Source organism: Paenibacillus sp. 01T424 (genome assembly GCF_056398745.1).
In genome coordinates this window covers 43,658-69,746 of the sequence record NZ_JBFTPZ010000013.1, presented here as the reverse complement: position 1 = coordinate 69,746, position 26,089 = coordinate 43,658, and the positions used below count along the sequence as shown (strand labels likewise).

Sequence of the window (26,089 nt, the reverse complement as noted above, 5' to 3'; positions counted from 1 at the left end):
CCCCTATACGCTAATTGTAGAGCGCTTTTTTCGATTCAATTCGTTTAAGCATTGCTACGCGTGTGCCGCCGTCTACCTGACTTGAAACCTCAAAACGATCCATAAAGTTTTCCATAATCGTGAAGCCCATTCCAGAGCGCTCAAGCTCAGGCTTCGACGTATAAAGCGGTTGACGAGCAAGCTCCAAATCTTCAATTCCGCGACCGTTATCCGACACCGTTAAGGAAACCGAATCTCCTTCAATTCTTGCCTCTATTTTGACCTGACAAGTAGGATCGTTCTCGTAGCCATGTATAATCGCATTCGTTACAGCCTCGGACACAGCCGTTTTCAAATCATTCAGCTCCTCGAGCGTCGGATCCAGCTGTGACACAAATGCAGCTACCGCGATTCGTGCAAAGGCTTCGTTTTCCGATCGGGCGCTGAAGGAAAGCGTCATTTCATTGGAACCGTTCATGACACCACCTCCAAACTAGAAATTGCGGTACGTTCGTTTTCATGAATCGTCAGAATTTTGAACAGACCCGACATTTCGAATAGGCGATGAACATTCGGATTCACATCGCAGACGACCATTTTGCCACCCTTGCTCTTCACCTGCTTGTATCGGCCCAATATGACGCCTAGACCGGAGCTGTCCATGAACTGCAGCTCCTTCAAGCTAAGAATGACATGCTCGCTGTTACCGCGAAGTAGAGCCTCTTCCATCTTAAAGCGTACGACATCGGCAGTATGATGATCCAACTCGCCCCGAAGCCTTACGATCAGCACATTGCGGTATTGCTCCAATTCTGCTTGCAGACTCATTATGCTGTTCATCTCCTCTAGGTTTTTTCAAACACAAGCAAACGTCTTTGGCGTCTTTCGGACGCTAAAGCAGCTTTGACGGTGAACCATAAGGCAAGTATAAGAAAACGATATACCTGCTTATCTATTAAGAAAGAATAGGTCATACCTATACCTCTCCTAACCTTTCACCGTGAAACGTGGACTGATCTGCGGTGAGTCAGGTTCAGCCGTTTACACTTGCCGAGATAGAACTAGCAATTCTCCAAAATGCTTCACGATTCCTGCATGCCGACAAAACTAGAAGCATACCGCTAACAGCTGACAAAAAACGAGTCGCTTTCAGACATAAAGTTTATGTGTTTGTTACGCAAATAGACCAGAGAAAGAACGCTTCAACAATTTCCACCAGCCTGCCCGTTCAACAGACAAGGGAGCATCCACATCAAATTCTTTGAGCACTTGATCGCCTTGATAGACAACAAGCTTGCCAATCGGTTGACCGATTTGAACTGGCGCTTTGAGCGGACCCGCAATTTTTAGCTCATAACGGATATCTTTTGTTGGACTGCCCTTTTTAAGCAGAACGCTGTACGCATGCTTAGCGACAAGCGGAAGTTCCGCGGCAGTGCCCTTCTCGATTTTCAGCGTCCCCATCGACTCGCCTTCTTTAATAATCGAGTGATTCATATACTGCGCGAACGTGTAATCGAACATTTGCGAAACTTCAGCATTTCTGGTTTTCGTATCCGGCTCTCCCATTACAACAGCAATGACGCGCATGTCATCACGCCTAGCTGTTGCCGATAAGCAATATTTTGCTTCACTCGTGAAGCCAGTCTTCAAACCATCTGCGCCACTATAAAAACGTACTAGCTTATTCGTATTTACGAGCCAGAAAGGCTTCGCGGACGTCTTCCTTAAGTAATCCTGATAAAGCCCTGTATATTTGGTTACTTCCGAATGCTTTAAGAGCTCCCGAGACATCACCGCAATATCATGCGCCGATGAGAAATGATTGGCTACAGGCAGGCCGTTTGGGTTAGAAAACTGTGTATCGTTCATGCCAAGCTGCTGGGCCCGCTCATTCATCATCGTTACGAATTGCTGCTCTGTACCCGCAAGCTTCTCAGCCATAGCCACGGATGCATCATTGCCTGATGCGAGCGCTATGCCCTTAATCATATCGTCTACGGTCATTTCTTCTCCCGGCTCAAGAAAGATTTGAGAGCCGCCCATAGATGCTGCGTATTCGCTCGTTTGTACCTTGTCTGTAAGTTTAATCTTGCCGTCATCAAGTGCCTCCATAATAAGCAGCAGCGTCATTATTTTGGTGATACTTGCAGGCGGTAGCTTATCATGGCTATTTTTTTCGTAAATAACCGTCCCGCTATCCGCATCCATAAGGATGGCAGAACGAGCTGAAGGTGCTAAATTAGCGTTAGAGGCCTGACTTTGCTGCGCAGGGGTCGGACCGGGAGCTGGTGTTGGCTCCACAGCAGCAAAAGCGGCTGTCGGCAGCACAAGCGCGAATGCAAGAATGATTATACAGAGCTTCATAGTACGATTTACCAACTAAATCTCCTCCTGTAAAAGTTTTGAGAAGCAAAACTTGCTTCGTAAGCATCCGCTTAGTTTTGAGAAGCAAAACTCGCTTCGTAAGCATTTGCTTAGTTTTGTGAAGCAAAACTCGCTTCGTAAGCATTTGCTTAGTTTTGAGAAGCAAAACTTGCTTCGTAAGCATTTGCTTAGTTTTGAGAAGCAAAACTTACTTCGTAAGTGTTCTAAGCTGCGCAATTCGCTTATATTTCTCTTTTTAGTGTTGACTCTTAAGTTGGAAATTATTCCATCAGCTAGAGTTAATTGAAACGCAAAAAAATCCGCCCCCAAATTGCGGAGCGGATTTCATAATAAAATATTTAATTATACCTAGTAATGCCTTCTGCTGTTATTACGGATAATAGCAATGGACGAGACAGCGGCTTCTCCGAAGATATCGTATATGCTTGCTTTACTCGCTCAGCAACTGCAAGTGTGGATTCATTTGATTCACGGACATGAAGCAGGGCAAGCGTATCACCAGCATTTACAGGATCTCCAAACTTCTTGCGAAGCGTGACTCCAACGGCGTAATCAATTGAAGCATCGTATGTCGCCCTTCCTGCACCAAGCAGCATAGCGGCTATCCCCAGCTGTTCGGCTTCAATCGCGTTGACAAAACCAGAGTCCGAAGCTTTCACTTCTACAATGAAAGGAGCTTGCGGAAGCTTCGTTGGATCATCAACAATTGAAGCGTCCCCACCCTGTGCAGTAATAAATGCTTTGAACTTATCTAAAGCTGCTCCGCTTGCGATCTGATCACGCAGCAGCTGCTTCGCAGACTCCACAGAATCGGATTTCCCGCCTAAGATAACCATATGTGCCCCAAGCGTTAAACAAAGCTCTGTAAGATCCTCAGGGCCATTTCCTTTGAGCGTTTCAATTGATTCTTGTACTTCTAAAGCATTTCCGATCGCAAAGCCAAGCGGCTGATCCATATCACTTATAACAGCAGCCGTATTGCGTCCGACTTCTGTTCCGATATCTACCATCGCTTGCGCTAATTGCTCAGAATGCTCTAGCGTTTTCATAAATGCTCCACTGCCTGTTTTGACATCAAGCACGATGGCATTAGCGCCTGCAGCAATTTTTTTGCTCATTACTGAGCTTGCGATAAGTGGAATGGATTCTACTGTAGCGGTAACATCACGAAGAGCATATAGCTTCTTATCCGCTGGCGCAAGATTTCCGCTTTGCCCTATGACGGATAAACCAATATCGTTCACCTGAGTCATAAATTTCTCGCGTGAGAGCTCCGTACGAAAGCCTTCAATGGATTCCAGCTTATCAATCGTGCCGCCAGTGTGGCCTAAGCCTCGACCGGACATTTTGGCAACAGGAATGCCTACGGATGCGACTAATGGCGCAAGGATCAAAGTTGTTTTATCCCCCACGCCTCCTGTGCTATGTTTATCGACTTTAATTCCGCTAATAGGACCAAGATCGACCTGATCGCCTGAATTAGCCATTGCAAGCGTTAAAGCTGCTGTTTCTCTAGGCGTCATCCCTTGAAAAAAAACAGCCATCGCCCATGCTGACAGCTGATAATCCGGGATATCGCCACGAGAATAACCATCAATTAAAAAAGTTAACTCCGAAGCGGTCAGCTCGCCGCCATCTCTTTTCTTCTGTATAAGATCTACCGACCGCATTTGTCCCTCTCCATTCACCATTACGTTGTTGATCCGTTATAAAGCGCGTCGTTCCCTCTGCACCTGGACAATAATCTCATCTAAAGTCTGGCTTAGTACAAGCACGTCCAAGTGCTGAAGGCTTTCATTCAATAGAGCTGCTTCTATCATTTTTTTACGCAACTGCTCCATCTGCGTGAGAACTTGCTTGTCCATGTCATTGTCCACTCCATCTTTCTTTGATCATGGACATTATACGACGAAACGTAAAAAAAACACTGTCATATTGAGTCGACGAATATATTACAATTGTGTTACGAATTTGTTACATTTTCGCAATCAATGCATTAACTAGACCCAAAAATTGGGACTTGACACGTTCAGTCGTTTCCATAACTTCTCCATGCGACAGCGGTTGATCCAAAATACCCGCTGCCATATTGCTAATACACGATATTCCGATGACCTCAATCTCTGAATGACGCGCTGCAATGACTTCGGCAACAGTCGACATTCCGACAGCATCAGCTCCAAGAACCCGCAGCATTCGAATTTCTGCTGGTGTCTCATAAGTTGGTCCAAGCAAACCAGCATACACACCTTCACGAAGTGTAAAGCCTTGCTCTTTTGCAATATCTCTTGCAACAGCACGCAGACGCTTGCTGTATGCCTCCGACATATCTGGGAACCTTACGCCAAGCTCGTTGTCATTTGGTCCGATTAACGGATTTTTGCCAGTCATATTCAAATGGTCTGAAATCAACATTAGGTTGCCTGCTTCATAATCCATATTGACTCCACCAGCTGCATTGGTAACAAGCAATGTCTTCACACCTAGCGCCTTCATGACACGTACAGGAAATGCCGTTAGTTCCGGACCATAACCTTCATACATATGAAAACGACCGCGCATCAGCAATACCGTTCTGCCCGAAAGTGTACCAATGAGCAGCTCGCCCGCATGTCCTTCAACAGTGGAAATTGGGAAATGAGGAATATCATGATATTGAATCGTAATCGCATTTTCCAAATAGTCTCCAAGCACGCCAAGTCCCGAACCCATAATCAAACCAATTTCCGGTCTTTGCTCTGTTTGAGCCTCGATATATTGTGCTGCTTCCTTAATGTTTGCTGCTGTTAGTCCTGCCGAAGTAATTGTTGTCATTCTATTTCCTCCTAAAAGTATGTTCATAAAACGATTTGTACCCAATTGTAAAAAAAATTATTTTTGTTCCCGTGTAATAAGCTCAGACAGGAAGCTGGTTCCGTTAGGTGGTGCTGCAACACCAAAATTATCGGCTATTGTTGCTCCAAGATCAGAGAACGTAGAACGTACTTGGAGAGGCCCTGGCTCGTTAAAAGCAGGACTCACGAGCAATATTGGTACGTATTCACGAGTATGGTCTGTACCTGGATGTACGGGGTCATTGCCATGGTCCGCTGTCACGATAAGCAAGTCTCGCTCGCCAAGCTGTTTCTCAAGCAAAGGAATTGCTACGTCGAACTCTTCCAAAGCGGAGGCGTAGCCAATTGGATCGCGGCGATGGCCATAAAGCGAGTCGAAATCTACAAGGTTCGTGAACAGAAGGCCTTTAAAAGGCTGCTTCAGTTGTTCGATCGTTTTGTCGATGCCGTCCGCATTGCTTTTGGTCGGAGTAGAAGCTGTAATGCCTTCTCCGTCAAAAATATCATTGATTTTCCCAATTGCAATGGAATCGAAACCAGCGTCCTTCAACGCATTCAATACTGTTGGCTGTGGAGGCTTCACCGCGTAATCATGACGATTAGGCGTTCGTTTAAAAGCGCCTGGCTCGCCAATATAAGGTCTTGCGATGACGCGCCCTACTGTGAAGCGCTCGTCCATTGTCAGCTCTCTTGCTATTTCACAAGCTCGGTAGAGCTCCTCGAGCGGAATGATGCCCTCATGCGCAGCAATTTGAAATACACTATCAGCTGATGTATATACAATCCATGCACCAGTTTCCATTTGCTCGGCACCCAGCTCATCGAGTATGTCTGTACCGCTTGCTGGTTTGTTTCCAATGACTTTACGGCCTGTTCGCTCCTCGAATGGAGTAAGCAGCTCAGGAGGAAAACCTTCCGGAAACGTTTGAAATGGCACTGTCATTTCTAGCCCCATTAGCTCCCAGTGCCCAGTCATCGTATCCTTTCCAACGGACACCTCAGCCATTTTACCATAATATGCTGCGGGAGCTTCTGAAGATGGACTCCAATCATGGATGCTCGCTATTCGATCAAGCCCCCATCTTCTAAGATTCGGAAGCTGCGTTGACGGTGCTTTTTCTATGATATGGCCTAGCGTATGTGAGCCAAGATCACCGAATGCCTCAGCATCTGGCAGTTCACCTATTCCAACGCTATCCAATACGATTACTGTTATTCGATCAAATCTCATATGTATGACTACCTCCTCTGTAATTGGGATTTATCGATGTCGACCTTTGTTAAGCACGCGGATGAGCTCGAGAATAAACTTCTTTCATTCGCTCTTTGGACACCTGGGTATACTTGAGCGTAGATGATATATCCGCATGTCCAAGCAATTCCTGAACAGAACGAATATCCGCTCCGTTATCGAGTAAATGTGCTGCTACGGAATGTCTAAGCGTATGTGGCGTAATCTCTTCTTCAATCCCAGCTTCCTTCGCGTACTTCTTTATCGTCTTCCAAAATCCTTGTCTTGTCAAACGTGTTCCTAAATGATTTAGAAACAACGCCGATTCAGACGCTCTTTCTGTCAGCAATTCATCACGGCCATATTGCAAATAGTCTACAATTGCCTCCGAAGCTAATTTCCCGAAAGGAACAAGTCGTTCCTTTTGGCCTGTACCCATACATTGAATAAATTCTAGCTGCATATTAACATGCTCAATATTAAGCGAGACAAGCTCCGACACTCTTATTCCTGTTGCATAAATGAGCTCCAGCATGGCTTTGTCACGTTTGCCGGCTGCACTTGAGCAATTCGGCGTCTCAAGCAGCTTATTCGTCACAGAAACGCTTAATATGCTTGGCGGCTTCTTCTCCTGCTTTGGGGCCTCCATATAGATAGACGGATTGCTTTGAATAACGTCCTCTGCGAGAAGAAAATGAAAAAATGCTCGTACTGACACGATGTGCCTGGATAACGTAGCGGCTTTCCTACCCTGTTCCTTCAAGTGGAGCATATACCTCGACATGTGATGCCGCTTCACAGCAGTAAGCTCTGTCAAGCCTTGCTGGTCAATATAAGCTATAAATTGATTCAAATCCCGCTCATATGAAGAAAGCGTATTTGCTGACAAACCTCGTTCTACCTGCAAATGTTGAATGTAGCGATTTAAATGAGCCTTCATTGGACTTCCTTTCACATAAGACACCATTCTAACATGCTTTTCTACAAAAATATTCAACATTCGACTCTATTAATCCTGCTTGAGATCGTTTATCTGCACAACCTTAACAATCCTTTACTCTCCATACCAATAAAACCAGCGAAGCCGATCGGCAGCATCTTTACTGTCTGGAGAGTTAGGGTCCGTCACAAAAACCTTCATGGCATGCCCTTTAGGCTCACGATAAGGATGGATAGGTGAAATCGCGTCGGCAAGCCAGCGATAGCCCCCTGTGACGACAAAAAGCAAAACTACAAAAACAAAAATAAAGAAAATACGGCTCGTCCATCTCCGTATCGAGAAAACCATGTAAACCAGCCTCCTTCATTAGCCGATACGTTGTCACTTGTCCATCCGTATCACCATATGAGGAGGCAGGTTCTATTATGTCAATCATCCTTCAATTGCTCGTAAGGAACGTTATTCAACAAATTTTCTATTGGCACATAAGGCTGATTGGTCGCTGTAGCAACCGGCTTATACGTTACTTTACCTGCATGAGTATTCACGCCTTTTTGCAGCGGCAAGCTTTTTTGAACAGCGTTCATGCCATTATTCGCCAAATCAAGCGCATAGGAGCTCGTTACGTTCGTTAAAGCGATAGTCGACGTCCGCGGCACTGCGCCTGGTATATTAGCAACGGCATAATGAACGACCCCGTGCTTCATATAGATTGGATCTTTATGCGTTGTCGGCCGGTCTACCGTTGCAATCGATCCGCCTTGGTCGACTGCTACATCGACGATTACTGCACCTTTTTTCATACTTTGTACCATCGGTTCTGTTACCAAATGTGGTGCGCGTGCACCTGGAATAAGAACTGCCCCTATAAGCAAATCTGCTTTTGCAACAGCTTCTGCAATATGATACGGACTCGACATTAGCGTATGAATTCTTCCGCCAAATATATCATCCAAATATCTCATACGGTCGGCACTTTTCTCCAAAATAATTACATTTGCACCCATCCCCAGCGCAATTTTCGCCGCATTCGTCCCTACAATTCCTCCACCAATAATGACGACCTCTGCTGGTGGAACGCCTGGAACCCCGCCTAGCAGCACCCCTCTTCCACCGTTAAACGCTTCTAAAAACTGCGCACCTACCTGCACTGACATTCTGCCTGCCACTTCACTCATCGGCGTAAGCAGCGGCAGGCTGCCGTTTGCAAGTTGTATCGTCTCATAAGCGATACCCGTCACTCCACTGTCGACTAGCGCTTTCGTCAAATCAGGGGCGGCGGCCAAATGCAAGTACGTAAACAGCAACAAGCCTTCGCGAAAATAACCGAACTCCTCTGAAAGAGGCTCTTTCACCTTCATAATCATTTCCGCACGCGTCCATACCTCTGCTGCGGTCGCAACGATCTCAGCACCTTCACGCTCGTAAACGCTGTCTTCAAAACCACTGCCGCTGCCCGCTCCTGTTTCTACAAGCACTTTATGCCCAGCTCCTGACAACATCGTAACGCCAGCGGGAGTTAAGGCAACACGGTACTCGCTTTGTTTAATTTCTTTTGGTACGCCTACAATCATACCCATTTCCTCCTCTAAAGCTTTGTGTTTGTTGATGCTTAAATAACCGCTTTCTATGTTGTATGAGAGTTCGGCATGGAATGATCGTCCTTTCCGTGAACTTCACAGCAAAATATATGTAGAACATAAGCTTCATTTCTATACTTTGTTATATTTCGAAAAATATGTGTCAGAGTGACAAGTACCCATACCGAAATACGTCCTATCCCATAGACTGAAAAAGGAATTGCTTGATTAGGGGGTTCTAGGTCCATTGTCAAAATTAAAAGGTATATTTAAAACCTGTATTTCTTGTAAATCGTCACAAAACACCAATCGGAAGCTAATAACACTCCAATCAGCTAAATCCTATAAACGCTGTCTTCGGCATCTCAAACAACTCGGAATTACCCCGTTCAAAACCGTCTCAAAAAGCCGAATCATCGGTTGTCATTTTCATAAAAACTCGTCTTTACAGTCACTCTTGAATCTTCCACAAGTTAAGCTTGTCGAAAAAGATTTCAAAATCCGCGCTCACGGCCTTCGCAATAATAATACTAGGAAACACAGATATGCAATGCCCCTGCTCACGCCAGCTACAATACCCGCAATTTTGCCATGGAATGTTATTCGAGTAAAAGCACCCGAAGCATGGGCTAGAACACGGGGAAAATCCATTAATGTCGCTATCCTCGACACAGGAATCGCCAATCATCCCGACTTGAATATCGCTGGCGGGATTAACACAATCAACGGCGGTTCTTACGCTGACGATAATGGTCATGGCACCCATGTGGCAGGCATCGTCGCAGCAACGGGTAGAGCAGGCAAATCATTGGGTACCGCTCCTGAGGTGAATTTATATGCAGTTAAAGCGCTGAATGAGGACGGAGAAGGATTTGTTTCGGATATTATTGAGGGTATCCATTGGTGTGTCAAAAACCGCATGAATGTCATAAATATGAGCTTTGGCGTGCTCGGCTCAGAAAGCAGCGATACGCTGCACAACGCAATAAAACGAGCAGCGAAGCAAGGCATCGTCATCGTTGCATCAGCCGGCAATGAAGGTCGTTCAAACGGAGCAATTGATGAACCGGCATCTTTTAAAGAGACGATAGCGGTAGCGGCTACGACAAAAGCAAATAAAATAGCTACTTTCAGCAGCAGAGGCAGCGGGATCTCCGTTTCAGCCCCCGGCGAAAATATATTATCCACATGGCTTGGCGGTAAATACGAAAAGCTCTCCGGCACTAGTATGGCTTCACCTCATGTTGCAGGCGGAGCAGCCTTGCTGCTTGCAGGAAAACCTGGACTTAGTCCCTACGCGGTAAAAACAAGGCTGCAAAAAAAAGCGCTGAAGCTGAACAATTATAGTTCGCTTGCACAAGGTGCTGGATTAATGCAGCTTGATCATATTTTTAAAGCTTAATAGAATGCCAAAACGGCTTGCCGTCCAGTTATGCTGGGCAGCCAAGCCGTTTATGATTGATTCTCATTTGGGTTTGCAAGGTCGTTTTTCTCTTTGCATCGATGACAAATGCCTTGAAAATCAAGGCGATGATCGAGCACAAAAAATCCGTATTCCTGCTCTAGCCTCTCTTCTAAAGGCAAAAGCCAGTCTTCCTTGATTTCATCCATAGTTCCACATTGTACACATATGAGGTGATGGTGGTGATGTTTATTGCTGTCCGTACGAAGATCGTACCGCGCTACCCCGTCGCCAAAATTCAATTTTTCGACAACATGCATTTCACTAAGCAATTCCAATGTCCGATAAACCGTTGCAAGTCCGATTTCTGGAGCTTTATCCTTAACTAGCATAAATACATCTTCAGCGCTAAGATGGTCATCTTCATTTTCAAGTAAAACTCGTACCGTTGCTTCGCGCTGCGGGGTTAATTTGTAGCCCTGCGACTGCAACTGTTGTTTAATCTTATCAATCCGGGCTTCCATGATTTCCCCCCTACCACATGACTGCGCCTTTTTCAGGAAAGGTTTCCTCTCATTATAGGGGCTAACATGCCGTAAAGTCAAACATTTTGGTGTCAGATTGTGGCGCTAACGGACGCGAGAAGGGGCGAAACCCAACTGATTAATGTTGGTGAAATATAAGCCTCTAACAAAGCTGCTCCTGCAAAAAGAAATAGCATCAGCACAGCTGTTGATGTAAACGAGCCCAGCTCAGGCGCAAGTTCCCCCTTTTGCCGGAGGAGCCTATTTTTGATAACGAACATGGAGAAGGATATTGCAGCAGCACTCATGATAACCATTGCCGGTATTGCAATAATATTCTGTGGCGCGATGGAGACCAGCGAAAACAGTACTCCCTTCCACGCATATTGATTGATCAGCGTCCCTACCGAAAACCCAACTAATGCCCCTTTCAAGAAATTAAGCGCAAGCACTCCCGGTATGCCAATCACCGTAATTCCGAGCAGCCATAGTACAAGCAGCCACTTGCTATGGAAAAAAAACCGATCCCAAAACGAATCCGCAGCTCCAGAACCGATGCCCTGATTGATCAGTTGAACATATTGATCTACATCTTGAGCTAGATCCTGCTGCTGCTCCAACGTCAGTGCATTGACCATCAATGCGCCGAAGATGACACCTACGATAAAAAGTACCGACACAAAAACGTATAACGACAATTGATTTTTGGCCATGGTCACCGGACCTTTCGGAGTTGTTTGACCCCGCCCTAAGATTAGGGCCTTACTTTTAGTTAGACTGCTACTTACTCAAAAGTTTTTCGAACCCACCCAAACCCTCCCTTCCAAGGGAGGGCTCCAAGGGTTGCACCCTCTGGACACCTGCAATTCGACTAACGTTGGCGATACTCTGAGTGGGTATGCTTGGTTTACAGTGGAGCGCTTTCGTCCCTGCGGGACACGCTGGAAGCTTGTGATTGCATTGCATGCTGCTCAATTCTCGTTTTGAGCTATTTCAAAACTTTTAATGCCTTCTAACAACTTTTAAATCCTTTTAAAATCTTTTTAAAATTATTTTAAAGAAAAGCAGTAATGACTTTTTAGCATTAGCTTTTTAAGTTAAATGCTTTCGAACCCACCCAAACCCTCCCTTCCAAGGGAGGGCCCCAAGGGTTGCACCCTCTGGAACCCCGCAATTTGACTAACGTTAGCGATAATCTGAGTGGGTATGCTTGGTTTACAGTTGAGCGCTTTCGTCCCTGCAGGACACGCTAGAAGCTTGTGATTGCATTGCATGCTGCTCAATTCTCGTTTTGAGCTGCTTCGTAACCTTTAGAACCTTTAAAAAGTTTAGTAGCAATGATTTGTCGCATACTTTTTTTTTAGATTTTAGTTAGAACCCTTACAAACACACCCTTCCAGGGAAGAGCTTCAGGTTGCACCCGCAGGTCACCAGTAACTCGACAAACGTTGGCGATACTCTGTGATGGAACATATGATTTAAGTTAGAGCGCTTTCGTCCTTACTAGACACACTTGGAGATTGTCAGTTTCATTAGTTAGTTATTTAGTTTAGTTACAAACATATAGCCATATAGTAGAAAATTTAAAGGAATTTCAATATTATTGAAAACCAAGTTTCAATTTTGGGTGTTTTTTTATAATTTGCGCTGATTATAACAATATAAATTTATGCTTCTAGAAATTGAGATCGATCAATGAATAGATTAGTTTAAAACAATAAAAATCCACCGCTCTAGATGCTAACGGACATTAGATACCCTATTTAGCTATTTTTCACCTTTTTTCTGATCTTACGGACATAGGATCTCTTATTTAGGTTTGAAAGCTTCGATTATGCTCCTTTTCATCCAAATAACGGAACTCATGTCCGTTAGTAGTTTGTTTTAGTAGATTTCTTTACATATAACGGCTTTCATGTCCGTTAAGAGCGCATTTCACGACGCAAAAGCAACCTTGATATACACAATGAACCTTGCAGGGCTAAATACGAGAAGTGCGTCCCCAAAAGTAAATGAACCACCGCAAACCAAAAAACTAACACTCAAAAAAAAATATAAGAGCAGTTAAATACAAAAAAACAATAAGCAAAATTAGAAATATACAGCTTACGGTTCTAGAGTTCTGCAGTTCTGCAGTTCTGCAGTTCTACAGTTCTAAAATTCTAAAGTTATAGAGTTCTAGAGTTCTAGAGTTGTTGAGTTGTTGAGTTGTTGAGTTGTTGAGTTGTTGAGTTGTTGAGTTGTTGAGTTGTTGAGTTGTTGAGTTCTTGAGTTCTTGAGTTCTTGAGTTCTTGAGTTCTTGAGTTCTAGAGTTTTAGAGTTCTGCAGTTCTAGAGTTTACAGAGTTACAATTGTACAAATTTAAAGATTTAAAGATCTACAATCCACAAATCTAACGTCCCGGAACTCCAGAGATTCACTGCTCTATAGCTCTATAGATCTACCGTTCCAGATTTCCAGAGTTCCATAGCTCTACTGTTCTAAAGATCTGCATCTCTGCTTCTCTACAGCTCCACGAATGTACATCTCTACGGTTACACAACTCTACATTCCTATAAATTTAAAAAATCACAAAATTACCCAAGGGGTTGTCTTACTTTTCATTATATGAGGGGTTTGAGAGAGGTATGACGGGTATGTTGTGGGAAGACAGGGTCGGTTAGAACCGACCTGTCAAAGTGTATAGTTTCCAAGCGTAGACGGCTAGGATCGTTTTGGCGTCGCTAATACGGCCTTCTTGGATATAGGCTTCAGCTTGCTCGAGAGTGATGGCTTCGACCTTCAAGTCTTCATCGTCGTCAGGATTGATTACGCCCTGCTCCACTTTATCAGTGAAATAAATATATAGCTTCTCATCTGCAAACCCTGGTGATGTATAGAAAGCGCTTAGGAGAGTCAAATCATCAGAGCGGTAACCCGTCTCTTCTTCAAGCTCACGAGCTGCTGCTGTCATCGGGTCTTCGCCTGGATCAAGCTTGCCAGCAGGAATCTCGATTTGGAATTTTTCCAGCGGCTTGCGAAATTGCTCCACTACAAGCAGCTTTCCATCCAAAAGCGCCATAACTGCTGCTGCTCCCGGGTGTTTGACGATTTCTCTAGTTGCTGTTCTGCCGTCTGCAAGCGTGACGGTATCAACCTGCAGCGTAATCATTTTACCTTCAAAAATAGGCTCTGTCTTAATCGTTTCCTCACGCCACAACTCAGCTCTTTGCTGCTCTTCCACTCGTATTCGCTCCTTAAAATTGAATTTGATACTTTCGCATAACTTGTCCTGCCTCTGCATAACTATCATTATATCAAATCGACAGGGGAGATTAATATGAAACAATATGTTGCACTCAATCACTTGCGCTTAGTAGGAAAAGGCTGGGAAATAAAACATCAGCTCCGCAAGCTTTCTGCTTCATCCTTATCAAGAACACCCATGTCCGAATATACCAATGTCATCAGCGTACGCCGTGTTCCTTTGGAAAAAACGAATTAATCATGTCACGGACGCATGCACTTAGACAAAAACCCTCCTTCCGCGATCAGCCAAAACTGAGCCGCAGGATCGAAGGGCTTTCTGTCATTTTACGGAAAGGCCAAGCAAGCTATTGCTTCTTAAGACCTCCGCTAAAACTATTGTGCTTCAGACGCTTGTTTAATAATTTCAACGACAAGCTCAGTCGTTTTCACCAAATCATCAACCTTGATCTGTTCTTTCGTCGTATGAATATGCTCATAGCCAACAGCTAGATTGACTGTAGGAATGCCTAATCCATTAAAAATATTTGCATCGCTTCCCCCGCCAGAATGGAATGTACGCGGCGTACGGCCGATTGCTGTGATTGCTTTTTTGGCGAGCTGTACTACTGGATCTGCATCATCGTATTGATAAGCAGGATAAATGATTTCACTTTCAAGCTCTCCCCGTGCACCAAACTCTTCTGCAGCACTCTCAACCGCTTTTCGCATCGCAACAATCTGATTGTCCAGCTTATGCTGTACAATGCTTCTCGCCTCAGCATACAGCGTCACAAAATCACACACAATATTTGTAGCGCCGCCGCCTTCGAATCGGCCGATATTCGCCGTTGTTTCTTTATCTATACGTCCAAGCGGCATTCTTGCAATTGCTTTTGCAGCAACTTGAATGGCACTGATCCCATCCTCAGGATTAACGCCAGCATGTGCTGAACGACCATACATTTTGATCGTAACTTTCGCTTGTGTCGGCGCTGCTACTGCTATATCACCAACGGCACCATTCGAATCAAGCGCGTATCCAAACTTAGCTTCCAGCTTCGATGCATCCAGTGAGCGTGCGCCAAGTAGACCTGATTCTTCTCCTACCGTAATGACGAATTGAATACGCCCATGCGGAATGGACTGCTCCTTAACGACACGGATTGCTTCAAAAATGGCAGAAATGCCTGCTTTATCGTCAGCGCCCAGAATCGTTGTTCCATCACTTCTTATATAACCATCAGCGTCAAGCTGCGGCTTGATGCCAACACCAGGTGTTACTGTGTCCATATGGCATGTAAAAAAAATCGTTGGTGCTGATGCTGATGCTCCCTCTGCTTCCCATATTGCAAATAGATTCCCTGCGCCATGCCCGGTCTTAGCTGCTGCATCATCTTCGCTAATTTGCAAGCCAAGCGCTTCGAACTTTTGCTTTAGCACACGGCTTATTTCCTGCTCGTGTTTTGTTTCACTATCTATCTTCACCAATTCCATAAATTCATTCACTAAACGATCTTTTGTAATCATTAACGTTTCCTCCGTCCATAACTTTCGTATACAATAGAGTAAATGACAAGCTCATAGCAAGCTATGACGTTCCAAATCAAGAAAGGGGTTTTTCATATGCGCAGACAGCGATTGATTCGAATTGTTGCCATCGTTCTCGTATCGGCATTAGTTTTATCATCCTTGCTAGCTGGTCTTGGATCACTATTTCTTTACTAGATCCAATTCACATCTGAATTCTTTCACAAAATGAGGGAGCAATTGGTTCGCCGCTTCCTCAACCGATAAATCAAGCCCTGTTAAATCATTAAAGGATGTTACGCCGAATTGTTGGATGCCGCAAGGAATAATCCCGCTAAATCCTTCTTCGGCAATGCCAGATTTAATATTAAGAGCGAATCCATGACTCGTAATAAAGCCCCGCTGATGGCGGGCTTTATTAAATTTTACGCCTATGGCCGCTATTTTCAGATCACCGACCCATACTCCTGTATATTCCGGCTTTCTGCCCGCTTCTATACCATACTCGCTCAGCCAATTAATAATGACTTGCTCAAGGCTCCGCAAATAGGCATGCAAATTAAGACCTACTGCATCTAGATAAAGAAGTGGATAGCCGACCAGCTGGCCAGGGCCATGATAAGTAATATCCCCGCCACGGTCGATTTGATAAAAAGCGATACCTCGTTCCTTAAGCTCTGCCTCATCAAGCAGAAGGTGCTCAGGATGTTTGTCAGAACCCATCGTATACGTAGGCGGATGCTGAAGAAGGAGCAGCGACTGATTGCGCTCCTCCTTATCAATTTGCTTTATATATGTTTTTTGCAGCTCCCACGCTTCCGCGTAATCGAGCATGCCTATATATTGGGCATCCAGCCGTCTCAAGCTTTTTGCGTTATCCGCTTCAGCCATGATCGTGCTCCCCTTTTCTAATACAATTTGCTTTCTAGATTAAAGCTCTCTAGATTATCCTTCACACGCTGTAAGAAACGACCACAAATAACGCCGTCCAAAATCCGATGATCAAGTGACAAACATAAGTTAGCCATTGAACGAACAGCGATCATATCATTTATGACAACGGGACGCTTCACAATGGATTCAAACGTTAGAATGGCAGCCTGCGGATAGTTAATAATCGGATATGACAAAATGGAACCGAAGGAACCTGTATTGTTAACAGTAAACGTTCCGCCCTGCATATCAGACAGCGTCAGTTTACCTTCTCTCGTTTTACGAGCAAGCTCTTCAATTTCTTTCGCAAGACCGGCTACGTTTTTGTGATCAGCATTCTTGATAACAGGTGTAAGGACAGAATCCTCTGTACCAACCGCCAGTGCGATGTTGATATCCCGCTTCACAATGATTTTATCAACAGCCCACATGGAATTCATGATTGGCACATCTTTGATTGCATTAACGACAGCTTTGAGCAGGAATGCCAAATACGTTAAATTAATGCCTTCGCGCTTCATGAAATCATCCTTAAGCTTATTGCGCAGAAGAACAAGATTCGTTACATCTACTTCAATCATAGTCCATGCATGCGGTATTTCACTTACGCTTTGTCTCATGTTGCGAGCAATCGTATTCCGAATTGGCGTTACATCAATGAAGCTATCACCACGACCAGCTCCCGATGCTCCTTCCACTTCGATTTTTGGGAACCTTGGCGTTTCCGTCAAATGCAGACCAGAAGAACGAACCTGCGCAGCAGCATCTACAGTTCGGGCTGCAGGCACAGCAGCATTCCCGCTAGAGGCTTGATTGCCACCAGCTGCTACATAAGCAAGAACGTCTTTACGTGTGATACGTCCGCCTAAACCGGTTCCTGGAACATCAGTAAGACGAATAGAGTGTTCAGCTGCCAGCTGCTGTACAGCCGGTGAGAAACGATTGCGCATTGGAGCGTCTTGCAAATCTATTTCACTTACTTGTGTGGCAGTTGCCTCTTTTGGTGCAGCCGTCTGGGATTCCGCAGCCCCGATTCCGGCATCCTCAGCAGAACCTTCTGTTTCAATTATGCAGATTGGAGTGCCGACTGGAACGGTCTCCCCCTTGCCAACAAGGATACGAACAAGCTTGCCGGCTACAGTGGAAGGCAGTTCAGCATTCACTTTATCTGTAATAATCTCGCAGACAGGCTCGTAAACATCAACCCAATCGCCAGGCTGCTTCAGCCATTTATCGATGGTAGCTGATACAAGTGATTCTGCTAGTTGAGGCACGACGATTTCCGTCATAGTTTTCATAATTCACATCTCCCTACTGGCCGAGGCGTAAACGGCTACCGCCGTCCTTCGGCGGCGCAGCATACGTTTCGCGGTGACATATAAGCTTAGTACTTTAGACTTCTTATATTTTAATAAAGCGCTAGCTGTCGCATTGCTTCTTTAACTTTATCTTTGTTGAGCATAAAAAACTTCTCGCCCGGCGGGTTGATAGGCATCGCTGGCACGTCTGGTCCACATAGTCTCATAATCGGAGCATCAAGCTCATAAAGCAGCTCTTCTGCGATGATCGCTGAAACCTCAGCACCTACGCCGCCAGTCTTATTGTCCTCATGGATAATAAGCACCTTGCCTGTTTTTCTCACCGCTTCAAGAATGCCTTCTTTGTCCAGAGGCTGAAGCGTCCGTAGATCGAGAATATGAGCGCTAATGCCCTCCGTCGCTAGATCTGCTGCCGCCTGCTCCACAAAATGAAGAGGCAGACTATAACCGATAACCGTAATGTCATCGCCTTCGCGAAGAACATTCGCTTTACCAATAGGAACAATATAGTCCTCTTCTGGAACTTCATCCATAATGAGCTTGTAGCATTTTTTATTCTCAAAAAACAATACAGGGTCCGGATCACGCACAGCTGCTTTTAGAAGCCCTTTCGCATCGTATGCACGGTATGGAGCAACAATTTTCAGACCAGGTGTACCGAAAAATACCGACTCCGTACATTGTGAATGGTACAGTCCTCCAAAAACACCGCCGCCAATAGGAGCGCGAATTACGAGCGGGCAAGTCCAATCATTGTTCGAGCGATAACGGATTTTGGCCGCTTCGCTAATAATTTGATTGGTAGCCGGAAACATAAAATCTGAATACTGCATTTCAGCAATGGGCTTCATGCCATACATCGCTGCGCCGATTGCAACACCTGCAATGGCTGACTCTGCAAGCGGAGTATCAAGTACACGATCCTCGCCAAATTGCTCCAGCAATCCTTTGGTCGTTGTAAAGACGCCGCCTTTGAGACCAACATCCTCACCCAGAACGAAGACATCTTCGTCTCGTTCCATTTCTTCCTTCATCCCTTGGCGAATTGCATCAATATATTCAATAACTGCCATTATTCCGTACCTCCTTGATCAGCATCATCCGCATACACGTGCAGCAATGTAGATTCCGGCGTCGGGAACGGCGCTTTATCGCCATATTCAGTAGCCTCGTCAAGCATCTTGCGAATTTTGGCTTGAAGCTCTGTTTCAAGCTCCTCGGACCATATCTCGCAATCAATCAGATATTGCTTATATTTTGGGATGCCATCTTTCGCACGGTTGGAATCAACTTCTTCCTTCGTACGATAAGCGAGATCGTTATCTGAAGTAGAGTGTGGTGAAATACGGTACATCATTGCTTCAATCAATGTTGGACCTTCGCCTGCAATTGCGCGCTCACGCGCCTCCTTCACAACACGGTACATCTCAAGTGCATCGTTACCGTCAACCTGATATCCAGGGAAGCCATAACCAAGTGCACGATCGGCAACTGTACCTGCTAATTGCTTGTGAATCGGAACTGAAATTGCATATTGGTTATTTTCGCACATGAAAATAACAGGCAGCTTATGTACTCCAGCAAAGTTGCAGCCCTCATGGAAATCGCCTTGATTGCTCGAACCTTCACCAAATGTAACAAAGCTAACAAGAGGCTTGTTTTTCATTTTTGCCGCGAGCGCTATGCCTACTGCATGAGGAACCTGCGTTGTTACTGGACTTGAGCCCGTGACGATTCGCAGTTTCTTCGAGCCAAAGTGGCCAGGCATCTGGCGTCCGCCGCTATTTGGATCTTCCGCTTTGGCGAAAACCGACAGCAACAAATCACGCAGTGTCATACCAACAGAGAGCACGAAGCCATAGTCCCGATAATAAGGTAAAAAATAATCTGTTTCTCGATTAAGTGCATACGCCGCAGCAACTTGTGCTACCTCTTGTCCTACACCTGATACGTGAAAATTGATTTTCCCTGCACGCTGCAGCAGCAGCATACGCTCATCAAACTTGCGAGCAGTCACCATCGTTGCGTACATATCAATTGCTTGCTCATCGCTAAGCCCTAATTCCAAATGACGAACATTTTGCCCAGTAGAAGCAGATTGGGTCATAAGGTGTTCCTCCTTTTGCGCGCTATTATAACCTGGTACTAAGACTTGATCATATATATTATAACTCCAATTGAACCAAAAAGAAAACAGTCTTCATTAGAACGATATCGCTCTATCATCTACGGCAAGCATCGCTTCTCCCAGCGCCTCCGAAAGCGTCGGATGAGGATGGATCATTTGGCCAACTTCCCAAGGTGTTGCGTTCAGAATTCCAGCGAGTGCTGCTTCGGATATTAGATCCGTTGCATGAGCTCCAATCATATGAACACCAACAATATYGTTGGTCTTCCGATCAGCGATTACCTTGACGAATCCTTCTTTCTCTCCTAAAACAATAGCCTTGCCAATCGCTTGAAACGGAATTTTACCCGTCTTGATGTCATGCCCTTTCGCGCGTGCTCCATCCTCTGTCAAGCCGTAAGAAGCAATTTCCGGACGGGAATAGATGCACCTTGGTATCAAATGAGCCTCAATCGCAACGGGTTTCTCACCGCAAATATGCTCGGCTGCAATTATACCCTCATGCGCAGCAGCATGAGCGAGCTGAACACCGCCAATAACATCGCCAATGGCATAAATATGCGGCTCGCTCGTTTGACCGAACGCATTGACCTCGATCACACCGCCCGATGTGCGAACATCGGTATTTTCGAGACCCATGTTTTCCACATTCGCTTGGCGTCCTACGGATACCAATAGCTTTTCTGCAGTCAATATGACGTCACCGTCTTGCGTAGCTGCAACGATAGACACTTCACCGTTTTCGCCTTTGTATTGATCGGTCTGCAGTTGAACGCCAGTCAGCACACGTACACCGCGTCCACGCAGCACTCTTGTCAGCTCAGCTGAAACCTCTGTATCTTCACCAGGCAAAAGGCGGGAGCCCGCTTCTACCAAAATAACTTGAACGCCAAAATCATGCAGAAGTGAAGCCCATTCAACGCCGATAACCCCGCCGCCGACAATAATAACGGATTTAGGCAGTTTGTCCATAACTAGCGCTTCATCACTGGTCATTATATATTCGCCGTCTGGTGTTAAACCTGGCAATGTACGAGGACGAGATCCTGTAGCAATAATGAGATTAGTGGATACAACCGATTCCATTTCCCCATCAGGCAGCTCTACGGCCAATGAGCCACTTTTTGGAGAGAAGATTGAAGGACCAATGACTCTGCCCTTTCCTTGAATAATTTGAATGCCATTCTTTTTCATTAAGCTTTGAAGTCCACGATAGAGCTGCTCTACGGTTTGATCCTTACGTTCTTGTACTTTGCCATAGTTGAGCGATATCGCCCCATCTGCCACTTGGATGCCAAATGAGCTTGCTTCAAGCAGCGTTGAATATACCTCAGCGCTCCGGAGCAGCGATTTACTCGGAATACATCCTTTATGTAGGCATGTGCCGCCAAGCTTGTCCATTTCGATAATGGCAACCGATTTTCCTAGTTGTGCAGCACGAATGGCTGCTGTATAACCGCCAGGCCCGCCTCCGAGCACTGCTACATCTACCTGTATAGCCATAAAATCATTCCCTTCTAATAACCATAACTATATACTTTTTTTGCCTATTCATATAAATCTCTAAGATGCCCATTCGCATTGTAACATGTCATCCATCCCTATTGTACCTGTTTTTAATGACGAAAACATCGTCGTTTTACGAAATAGACACTCTACACGTAAAAAGGTATGATAGAGCTAACTGTATATTTTGACCGATAAGGAGACACTGTATTTATGAAATTAGTTGCTGCTCGCTTTATTGCTATCCTCATGCTCGTTATTCCAGGCTTACTTGCTTGCTTCGGTTTTCTGAAAATGAAAGATTCGGTATTCGTGTATTTCTCTGAATTCGGAAATGAAACCATTACGCCAGATTTTGAATGGCTCAAATTTTTACTTGGCTTTATCATGTTCGCTGCAGGTGCAGGTTTTATCGCGGGCTGGACTTTTTTTCGYGACCGCAAACGGAACTACGTTGCTCCTAGGTTCAAGCAGAAACGTCCTCGTCCGCCAAAGCCACAAAGCTAGTTTTATACAACAATCATAATTAAAACCGCTCATGTTCGGATCGTTTTGATCCTAGCTTGGCGGTTTTTTTTATGATGAATTTTAAAAAAAACTAGGTATAATCCACGTAATCAAGCATTTGCGCATACGCTTTTGGAACCATATACGAAGCTGCCAGCTCCGTCTTATCAGACATAAGAAACATTCTAACGAGTGAGCTGCTCGTTTGCATGTAATGCGTGTATGGAGATAAATAAATCGTATCCGCCAACGTAGTATTACGAATATATTGCTCAAGCTGCAGTTCATATTCTAGGTCAGTTGCATTTCTAATTCCCCGTATGACTACGTTAATATCATGCTCATTTATATAGTCAGCCACAATGCCTTCATAAGGAATAATATGGATTTTATCATCCTTTGGCACAGATAAAGCGACAAGCTCCGTACGCTGCTCTATCGTAAAATGATGTTTTTTTGATCGATTATTGGCGACTATAATATGAACCTCACTAAATAATTGAAAGGCTCTCTCTATAACGGACACATGCCCAAGTGTAATCGGGTCAAAACTTCCTGCGTAGACGGCTCTCATCCTGTCACCTCTCCTTGGATATTTTACATAGCGATGATGCTTTCCAAAAAAAATTACAATTGTCCGCATTTCAATTTATGATCTCATCATACAACAACACTATTATGAAATTAACCAAAAGAAAAGAGGTGCAATCATGAAAATAGTATTCGATGTTACCGTAGATGGAAAAGTAAAAGAGACAATCCAGCCACAAACGCAGCGCCTAAAAGAAATTCATAGCTTTATAAAAGCAGAATCGCATGGTTTAATCAAGAAATATGGCAGCAACGTTTATTTAAACCGCAGAGTTGTTTACAACTGAGGCATCCTTGATGGCCTTTTTTTTTGAAAAAAAATCCATTTTATATTCAATTTCCAACTCCTCCAACCTCGATACCTACTTAACACACATCCATGTCTGTTTTTGATTAATCAGATCAATTGTAGGACATCCTCAGCATATAGAAAACTTTTCACCATTCTCTAACAAACATTTTGAATCATCAAATTCGACCATGTGCTGCATTCCCTTCCGTTAGGGCTAATTTGTTTGCACTTCTAAGGGATGGTACACTACTTGGATATGTTTAAATAAATGGAGGTTGTCACCTATGAGTCGACGGAAATTGCATGACAGACTCAAGTTAAAAAAAATCGAAACCCAGCATGGCGAGCAGTTCAACAATTTATTGCGCTATGTTTTTCAAGTGACCAATCGCGATTTACAAACCTTCGGCTGGGAGAACAGAGAGATAGCAAAAGCAAAGCTTCCCGTACTTCAGTATGCCGATGTTCAAGGGTGGTTTGATGGCGATAAACTTATATCTCAGCTTGCTGTATATCCCTTTCAGGTAAACATCTACGGACATATTTATGAAATGGGTGGACTGACAGGTGTCGGAACCTATCCCGAATATGCCAATTTGGGCTTGATGAATAAGCTCATGCTGCTTGCCTTAAGCAAAATGCGTGAGCGGAAACAATCGATCTCTTACTTATACCCCTACTCAATTCCTTATTACAGACGTAAAGGCTGGGAGATCATTTCCGATAAAATTTCTTTTGAGGTTCCGGACACTCAGCTGCCTAAGCTGAAAAACGTGCCTGGTCATGTTGAACGTGTAACCATTGAACATCCGGACATCAAAACAATATATGAGCAATTTGCCCGCTTGCACCATGGTGCTATGCTGCGAAACGAGCTTGCTTGGGAAGAGTATTTGCGCTGGGATTTAGATGATATGACCGTAGCGATCTATTACGACAATAACGACTCACCTATGGGGTATTTGCTGTATTGGATTGCCGAAGAGATCTTTCACATGAAAGAAATGATCTATATTAACGAAGAGGCACGCACTGGATTATGGAACTTTGTCAGTGCCCATTTCTCAATGATTACGCTTGTAAAAGGGGATATCTATCAGGATGAGCCTCTTGCATTCATATTGGACGATGGGGATATTAAAGAAACCATTGCTCCTTATTACATGGCACGAATTGTAGATATCGTATTGTTCATCGAGCAGTATCCATTTGAAAAGCAAGAAAAGGAAAGCCGACTCGTTATCAATCTCCATGATCCTATGCTTGAATGGAATCAAGGAACCTTCACCCTAACGGTAGACACAAACGGAAAAGGCCATATGACCCATGGCGGCATCGCACCATCGGTAGTTATCGACATTCCCGCTTTAACGACGATGTTAATGGGTTACAAGCGGCCAACCTATCTTGCACGTATTGGCCGTATGCAAGCCGATGACGCATCCATTCGAAAACTGGAGCAATTGATTAATCAGGAGCGTCCGTATTTCTCTGATTATTTCTGAGAACAGGGTTAGTGATTTTAAATAAGCACCTATTTTCCTGAGGAGATGAGGTGCTTATTTTTCTTTTCCTTTTATCCGTTATGATAACTTTTTATGTGATACGACGTACGATGCAGCATCAATTACCAACCGTAACGAACCCCATAACTTTAATTGGCTTCATTTCTTAATAAATAAAATGTAACGAACTCTAGTTACCTTATTTCTTTTATTTGGTCTCTTTTATTGATCAAAAGTGACTAATAGCGTTGCTATGATTCGTTAAAATCTTTAAACATCTATTTCCGTAAACATAAGCTCTTTACGGTTCGTTAGAATCTTCATGAGGAGAAATCTGATAGATTGAGCCTTACTCACACAATAAATCCTTATTACTTCGTCATTCTCTCTTACGATCACCAACATGCTCAAAAATAGTTAACTAAAACCTTTATAAATATTTACGTATAATCTCCTTAACTGCATAACTCACATCATGTTCTATTTAGCTTTTTAAAATAACCCCTTAATATAAGATCATTCTTTAATACTCCAAATTTTTAATATAATAACAATTTAATATTTATTATAAATTTTGTCATGTAGCCCCACAAAAAAATCCACTCCTCTTATGGGGTTTAAAGCCCAATAAAGCAGTGGATTCAAATCATATCGAATTTAAGATGACCTAGTTGAAACGTATGAAGTCACACAATAACTAGATTACGGATAGTTATTAAAAAACGAGTTTTCCTTTAACGATTCTCCCTTCTACGTTCAGCTAACTTTATGCTCAATCCTCAGCTTATCAGCCACCATCGCGATGAACTCGCTATTAGTAGGCTTTGATTTGCTGATGTTGATCGTATAGCCAAACAGGTGAGAAATGCTGTCGATGTTGCCACGAGTCCAAGCCACTTCAATGGCATGGCGGATAGCGCGTTCAACGCGAGATGGCGTTGTTTTAAATTTTTCAGCAATGGCAGGATAAAGAGTTTTTGTGATGGCACCAAGAATTTCGATATTGTTATAAACCATCGTAATCGCTTCACGCAAGTACTGGTAACCTTTAATATGAGCAGGTACTCCGATTTCATGAATGATGCTCGTAATGTTGGCATCGAGGTTTTTCCCTTTAGGGATAGGAACGACGTTGGATTTCATTGAAGAGGAGCTAGTTGTGAAGCTGCCCGTTGAAGAGTAAGTTGGGTTCCCAACAAGCTGACGAATACGATTAGCTAAAATATCCATGTCAAACGGCTTCAAAATATAATAGGAAGCACCAAGCTGTACCGCTTTTTGAGTAATGTTCTCTTGGCCGAAAGCAGTCAGCATAATGATCTTGGGCATAGGAGATAGGTTAATTTCTTTCAACCGTTCAAGTACACCTAGTCCATCCAAATGAGGCATAATAATATCAAGGATAAGCACATCAGGAACTTTTCTTGCTTCCTCCAGATGTCTTAAAACCTCTTCTCCATTATACGCGACTCCACTCACACTCATATCACTTTGTTCGGATATGTATTCCGATAACAAGTTAGTAAATTCCCGGTTGTCATCTGCTAATAATACTTCGATCTTATGCAAGTTGTGGTCCTCCCTTAAATGATATTCATGATTTCGCTCACTAGTTGTCTAATCTAAAGTTTTCGACATGTGGAGTTCAATTCCTTCTGTCGAAAATTATTTTTCT

27 protein-coding genes are annotated in these 26,089 nt (G+C 44.1%); 6 read left to right on the top strand and 21 right to left on the bottom strand.

The genetic code is table 11. From position 1 onward, the window contains the following. Positions 1 to 10 precede the first annotated feature (10 nt). The 10 genes from spoIIAB to ald form a co-directional block, all read right to left on the bottom strand. Complete coding sequence (spoIIAB, locus tag AC1DPK_RS12680) at positions 11 to 457, bottom strand: anti-sigma F factor (protein ID WP_076271392.1); 447 nt, start codon at positions 455 to 457, stop codon at positions 11 to 13. Continuing rightward, positions 454 to 807 (bottom strand): anti-sigma F factor antagonist, encoded by a 354-nt coding sequence (spoIIAA, locus tag AC1DPK_RS12675; protein ID WP_076271393.1) that lies wholly within the window; start codon positions 805 to 807, stop codon positions 454 to 456. The genes spoIIAB and spoIIAA overlap by 4 nt, the downstream gene beginning before the upstream one ends. Positions 808 to 1,152: 345 nt before the next feature. Beyond that, entirely contained in the window at positions 1,153 to 2,346 is a 1,194-nt protein-coding gene (locus tag AC1DPK_RS12670) for a D-alanyl-D-alanine carboxypeptidase family protein (protein ID WP_477510563.1), read from the bottom strand. A 359-nt stretch (positions 2,347 to 2,705) separates the two neighbouring features. Next, a complete protein-coding gene (locus tag AC1DPK_RS12665) occupies positions 2,706 to 4,037 on the bottom strand; it encodes a pyrimidine-nucleoside phosphorylase (protein WP_441883335.1) in 1,332 nt (443 codons plus the stop codon). Positions 4,038 to 4,073: 36 nt separating this feature from the next. Then, positions 4,074 to 4,232 carry an aspartyl-phosphate phosphatase Spo0E family protein gene (locus AC1DPK_RS12660; protein WP_083682665.1) on the bottom strand — a complete coding sequence of 53 codons (159 nt, stop codon included), beginning with the start codon at positions 4,230 to 4,232 and terminating at the stop codon, positions 4,074 to 4,076. 109 nt (positions 4,233 to 4,341) lie between these two features. Continuing rightward, a complete protein-coding gene (locus AC1DPK_RS12655; protein WP_076271395.1) occupies positions 4,342 to 5,181 on the bottom strand; it encodes a purine-nucleoside phosphorylase in 840 nt (279 codons plus the stop codon). Between the two features lie 57 nt (positions 5,182 to 5,238). Continuing rightward, complete coding sequence (gene deoB, locus AC1DPK_RS12650; RefSeq protein WP_477510527.1) at positions 5,239 to 6,432, bottom strand: phosphopentomutase; 1,194 nt, start codon at positions 6,430 to 6,432, stop codon at positions 5,239 to 5,241. Between the two features lie 49 nt (positions 6,433 to 6,481). Next, a complete protein-coding gene (xerD, locus tag AC1DPK_RS12645) occupies positions 6,482 to 7,372 on the bottom strand; it encodes a site-specific tyrosine recombinase XerD (RefSeq protein WP_477510562.1) in 891 nt (296 codons plus the stop codon). Between the two features lie 114 nt (positions 7,373 to 7,486). Further along, positions 7,487 to 7,720, bottom strand: coding sequence for a DUF4227 family protein (locus AC1DPK_RS12640; protein WP_054024318.1), 234 nt, complete (start codon positions 7,718 to 7,720; stop codon positions 7,487 to 7,489). Between the two features lie 80 nt (positions 7,721 to 7,800). After that, complete coding sequence (gene ald / locus AC1DPK_RS12635; RefSeq protein WP_477510526.1) at positions 7,801 to 8,946, bottom strand: alanine dehydrogenase; 1,146 nt, start codon at positions 8,944 to 8,946, stop codon at positions 7,801 to 7,803. 556 nt (positions 8,947 to 9,502) lie between these two features. Here ald and AC1DPK_RS12630 point away from each other — a divergent pair. Beyond that, the gene (locus AC1DPK_RS12630) at positions 9,503 to 10,354 is read left to right on the top strand and encodes a S8 family peptidase (RefSeq protein WP_477510525.1); all 852 of its coding nucleotides are present in this window, start codon (positions 9,503 to 9,505) and stop codon (positions 10,352 to 10,354) included. A gap of 50 nt (positions 10,355 to 10,404) precedes the next feature. Here the strand turns inward: AC1DPK_RS12630 and fur are convergent, their stop codons facing one another. From fur to AC1DPK_RS12615, 3 genes are all read right to left on the bottom strand, one after another. Beyond that, positions 10,405 to 10,878: a ferric iron uptake transcriptional regulator gene (gene fur / locus AC1DPK_RS12625; protein WP_339203330.1), complete on the bottom strand. Its 474-nt coding sequence runs from the start codon at positions 10,876 to 10,878 to the stop codon at positions 10,405 to 10,407. A 92-nt stretch (positions 10,879 to 10,970) separates the two neighbouring features. Further along, the gene (spoIIM, locus tag AC1DPK_RS12620) at positions 10,971 to 11,591 is read right to left on the bottom strand and encodes a stage II sporulation protein M (RefSeq protein ID WP_339203331.1); all 621 of its coding nucleotides are present in this window, start codon (positions 11,589 to 11,591) and stop codon (positions 10,971 to 10,973) included. A 1,946-nt stretch (positions 11,592 to 13,537) separates the two neighbouring features. After that, entirely contained in the window at positions 13,538 to 14,107 is a 570-nt protein-coding gene (locus tag AC1DPK_RS12615; protein WP_430058061.1) for an NUDIX hydrolase, read from the bottom strand. 90 nt (positions 14,108 to 14,197) lie between these two features. Between AC1DPK_RS12615 and mciZ the strand changes: the two genes are divergently transcribed. Further along, positions 14,198 to 14,362: a Z-ring formation inhibitor MciZ gene (gene mciZ / locus AC1DPK_RS12610; protein ID WP_339203333.1), complete on the top strand. Its 165-nt coding sequence runs from the start codon at positions 14,198 to 14,200 to the stop codon at positions 14,360 to 14,362. A gap of 137 nt (positions 14,363 to 14,499) precedes the next feature. On the opposite strand, the gene AC1DPK_RS12605 is transcribed toward mciZ, so the two are convergent. Then, positions 14,500 to 15,633, bottom strand: a complete 1,134-nt coding sequence (locus AC1DPK_RS12605; protein WP_477510524.1) for a M20/M25/M40 family metallo-hydrolase — start codon at positions 15,631 to 15,633, stop codon at positions 14,500 to 14,502. Positions 15,634 to 15,729: 96 nt separating this feature from the next. Here AC1DPK_RS12605 and prli42 point away from each other — a divergent pair, with 96 nt between their 5' ends. Next, positions 15,730 to 15,831 carry a stressosome-associated protein Prli42 gene (gene prli42, locus AC1DPK_RS12600; protein WP_161807522.1) on the top strand — a complete coding sequence of 34 codons (102 nt, stop codon included), beginning with the start codon at positions 15,730 to 15,732 and terminating at the stop codon, positions 15,829 to 15,831. On the opposite strand, the gene lipB is transcribed toward prli42, so the two are convergent. The 5 genes from lipB to lpdA all read right to left on the bottom strand — a co-directional run bounded on the left by lipB (position 15,817) and on the right by lpdA (position 21,516). Further along, positions 15,817 to 16,524: a lipoyl(octanoyl) transferase LipB gene (gene lipB / locus AC1DPK_RS12595; RefSeq protein WP_339203337.1), complete on the bottom strand. Its 708-nt coding sequence runs from the start codon at positions 16,522 to 16,524 to the stop codon at positions 15,817 to 15,819. The two genes, prli42 and lipB, sit on opposite strands and share 15 nt — an antisense overlap. Positions 16,525 to 16,541: 17 nt before the next feature. After that, entirely contained in the window at positions 16,542 to 17,864 is a 1,323-nt protein-coding gene (locus tag AC1DPK_RS12590) for a dihydrolipoamide acetyltransferase family protein (RefSeq protein ID WP_477510523.1), read from the bottom strand. A 110-nt stretch (positions 17,865 to 17,974) separates the two neighbouring features. Continuing rightward, entirely contained in the window at positions 17,975 to 18,958 is a 984-nt protein-coding gene (locus tag AC1DPK_RS12585; RefSeq protein ID WP_076267031.1) for an alpha-ketoacid dehydrogenase subunit beta, read from the bottom strand. Next, positions 18,958 to 19,992 carry a thiamine pyrophosphate-dependent dehydrogenase E1 component subunit alpha gene (locus tag AC1DPK_RS12580; RefSeq protein WP_430057921.1) on the bottom strand — a complete coding sequence of 345 codons (1,035 nt, stop codon included), beginning with the start codon at positions 19,990 to 19,992 and terminating at the stop codon, positions 18,958 to 18,960. Before AC1DPK_RS12580 ends, AC1DPK_RS12585 begins: the two co-directional genes overlap by 1 nt. 96 nt (positions 19,993 to 20,088) lie before the next feature. Then, positions 20,089 to 21,516, bottom strand: coding sequence for a dihydrolipoyl dehydrogenase (gene lpdA, locus AC1DPK_RS12575; RefSeq protein ID WP_477510522.1), 1,428 nt, complete (start codon positions 21,514 to 21,516; stop codon positions 20,089 to 20,091). A gap of 216 nt (positions 21,517 to 21,732) precedes the next feature. On the opposite strand from lpdA, the gene AC1DPK_RS12570 reads away from it, so the two are divergent. Further along, on the top strand, positions 21,733 to 22,026 hold the full coding sequence (locus AC1DPK_RS12570; protein ID WP_054024305.1) for a DUF2627 domain-containing protein: 294 nt from the start codon (positions 21,733 to 21,735) through the stop codon (positions 22,024 to 22,026). A 91-nt stretch (positions 22,027 to 22,117) separates the two neighbouring features. On the opposite strand, the gene coaD is transcribed toward AC1DPK_RS12570, so the two are convergent. Further along, a complete protein-coding gene (gene coaD, locus AC1DPK_RS12565) occupies positions 22,118 to 22,600 on the bottom strand; it encodes a pantetheine-phosphate adenylyltransferase (protein WP_076267027.1) in 483 nt (160 codons plus the stop codon). Positions 22,601 to 22,736: 136 nt separating this feature from the next. On the opposite strand from coaD, the gene AC1DPK_RS12560 reads away from it, so the two are divergent. Beyond that, positions 22,737 to 22,904: a mechanosensitive ion channel protein MscL gene (locus tag AC1DPK_RS12560; protein WP_144376707.1), complete on the top strand. Its 168-nt coding sequence runs from the start codon at positions 22,737 to 22,739 to the stop codon at positions 22,902 to 22,904. A 289-nt stretch (positions 22,905 to 23,193) separates the two neighbouring features. Then, positions 23,194 to 24,414 (top strand): GNAT family N-acetyltransferase, encoded by a 1,221-nt coding sequence (locus AC1DPK_RS12555; protein WP_076267026.1) that lies wholly within the window; start codon positions 23,194 to 23,196, stop codon positions 24,412 to 24,414. A gap of 756 nt (positions 24,415 to 25,170) precedes the next feature. Here AC1DPK_RS12555 and spo0A read toward each other — a convergent pair. Then, positions 25,171 to 25,983: a sporulation transcription factor Spo0A gene (gene spo0A, locus AC1DPK_RS12550; RefSeq protein ID WP_076266965.1), complete on the bottom strand. Its 813-nt coding sequence runs from the start codon at positions 25,981 to 25,983 to the stop codon at positions 25,171 to 25,173. Between the last annotated feature and the right edge of the window lie 106 nt (positions 25,984 to 26,089).

What these genes read in the sequence shown, in the direction of transcription:
- spoIIAB (WP_076271392.1), bottom strand. Translation starts at nt 457, where the DNA reads ATGAACGGTTCCAATGAAATGACGCTTTCCTTCAGCGCCCGATCGGAA.
- spoIIAA (WP_076271393.1), bottom strand. Translation starts at nt 807, where the DNA reads ATGAGTCTGCAAGCAGAATTGGAGCAATACCGCAATGTGCTGATCGTA.
- AC1DPK_RS12670 (WP_477510563.1), bottom strand. Translation starts at nt 2,346, where the DNA reads ATGAAGCTCTGTATAATCATTCTTGCATTCGCGCTTGTGCTGCCGACA.
- AC1DPK_RS12665 (WP_441883335.1), bottom strand. Translation starts at nt 4,037, where the DNA reads ATGCGGTCGGTAGATCTTATACAGAAGAAAAGAGATGGCGGCGAGCTG.
- AC1DPK_RS12660 (WP_083682665.1), bottom strand. Translation starts at nt 4,232, where the DNA reads ATGGACAAGCAAGTTCTCACGCAGATGGAGCAGTTGCGTAAAAAAATG.
- AC1DPK_RS12655 (WP_076271395.1), bottom strand. Translation starts at nt 5,181, where the DNA reads ATGACAACAATTACTTCGGCAGGACTAACAGCAGCAAACATTAAGGAA.
- deoB (WP_477510527.1), bottom strand. Translation starts at nt 6,432, where the DNA reads ATGAGATTTGATCGAATAACAGTAATCGTATTGGATAGCGTTGGAATA.
- xerD (WP_477510562.1), bottom strand. Translation starts at nt 7,372, where the DNA reads ATGAAGGCTCATTTAAATCGCTACATTCAACATTTGCAGGTAGAACGA.
- AC1DPK_RS12640 (WP_054024318.1), bottom strand. Translation starts at nt 7,720, where the DNA reads ATGGTTTTCTCGATACGGAGATGGACGAGCCGTATTTTCTTTATTTTT.
- ald (WP_477510526.1), bottom strand. Translation starts at nt 8,946, where the DNA reads ATGATTGTAGGCGTACCAAAAGAAATTAAACAAAGCGAGTACCGTGTT.
- AC1DPK_RS12630 (WP_477510525.1), top strand. Translation starts at nt 9,503, where the DNA reads ATGCCCCTGCTCACGCCAGCTACAATACCCGCAATTTTGCCATGGAAT.
- fur (WP_339203330.1), bottom strand. Translation starts at nt 10,878, where the DNA reads ATGGAAGCCCGGATTGATAAGATTAAACAACAGTTGCAGTCGCAGGGC.
- spoIIM (WP_339203331.1), bottom strand. Translation starts at nt 11,591, where the DNA reads ATGGCCAAAAATCAATTGTCGTTATACGTTTTTGTGTCGGTACTTTTT.
- mciZ (WP_339203333.1), top strand. Translation starts at nt 14,198, where the DNA reads ATGAAACAATATGTTGCACTCAATCACTTGCGCTTAGTAGGAAAAGGC.
- AC1DPK_RS12605 (WP_477510524.1), bottom strand. Translation starts at nt 15,633, where the DNA reads ATGATTACAAAAGATCGTTTAGTGAATGAATTTATGGAATTGGTGAAG.
- prli42 (WP_161807522.1), top strand. Translation starts at nt 15,730, where the DNA reads ATGCGCAGACAGCGATTGATTCGAATTGTTGCCATCGTTCTCGTATCG.
- lipB (WP_339203337.1), bottom strand. Translation starts at nt 16,524, where the DNA reads ATGGCTGAAGCGGATAACGCAAAAAGCTTGAGACGGCTGGATGCCCAA.
- AC1DPK_RS12590 (WP_477510523.1), bottom strand. Translation starts at nt 17,864, where the DNA reads ATGAAAACTATGACGGAAATCGTCGTGCCTCAACTAGCAGAATCACTT.
- AC1DPK_RS12585 (WP_076267031.1), bottom strand. Translation starts at nt 18,958, where the DNA reads ATGGCAGTTATTGAATATATTGATGCAATTCGCCAAGGGATGAAGGAA.
- AC1DPK_RS12580 (WP_430057921.1), bottom strand. Translation starts at nt 19,992, where the DNA reads ATGACCCAATCTGCTTCTACTGGGCAAAATGTTCGTCATTTGGAATTA.
- coaD (WP_076267027.1), bottom strand. Translation starts at nt 22,600, where the DNA reads ATGAGAGCCGTCTACGCAGGAAGTTTTGACCCGATTACACTTGGGCAT.
- AC1DPK_RS12560 (WP_144376707.1), top strand. Translation starts at nt 22,737, where the DNA reads ATGAAAATAGTATTCGATGTTACCGTAGATGGAAAAGTAAAAGAGACA.
- AC1DPK_RS12555 (WP_076267026.1), top strand. Translation starts at nt 23,194, where the DNA reads ATGAGTCGACGGAAATTGCATGACAGACTCAAGTTAAAAAAAATCGAA.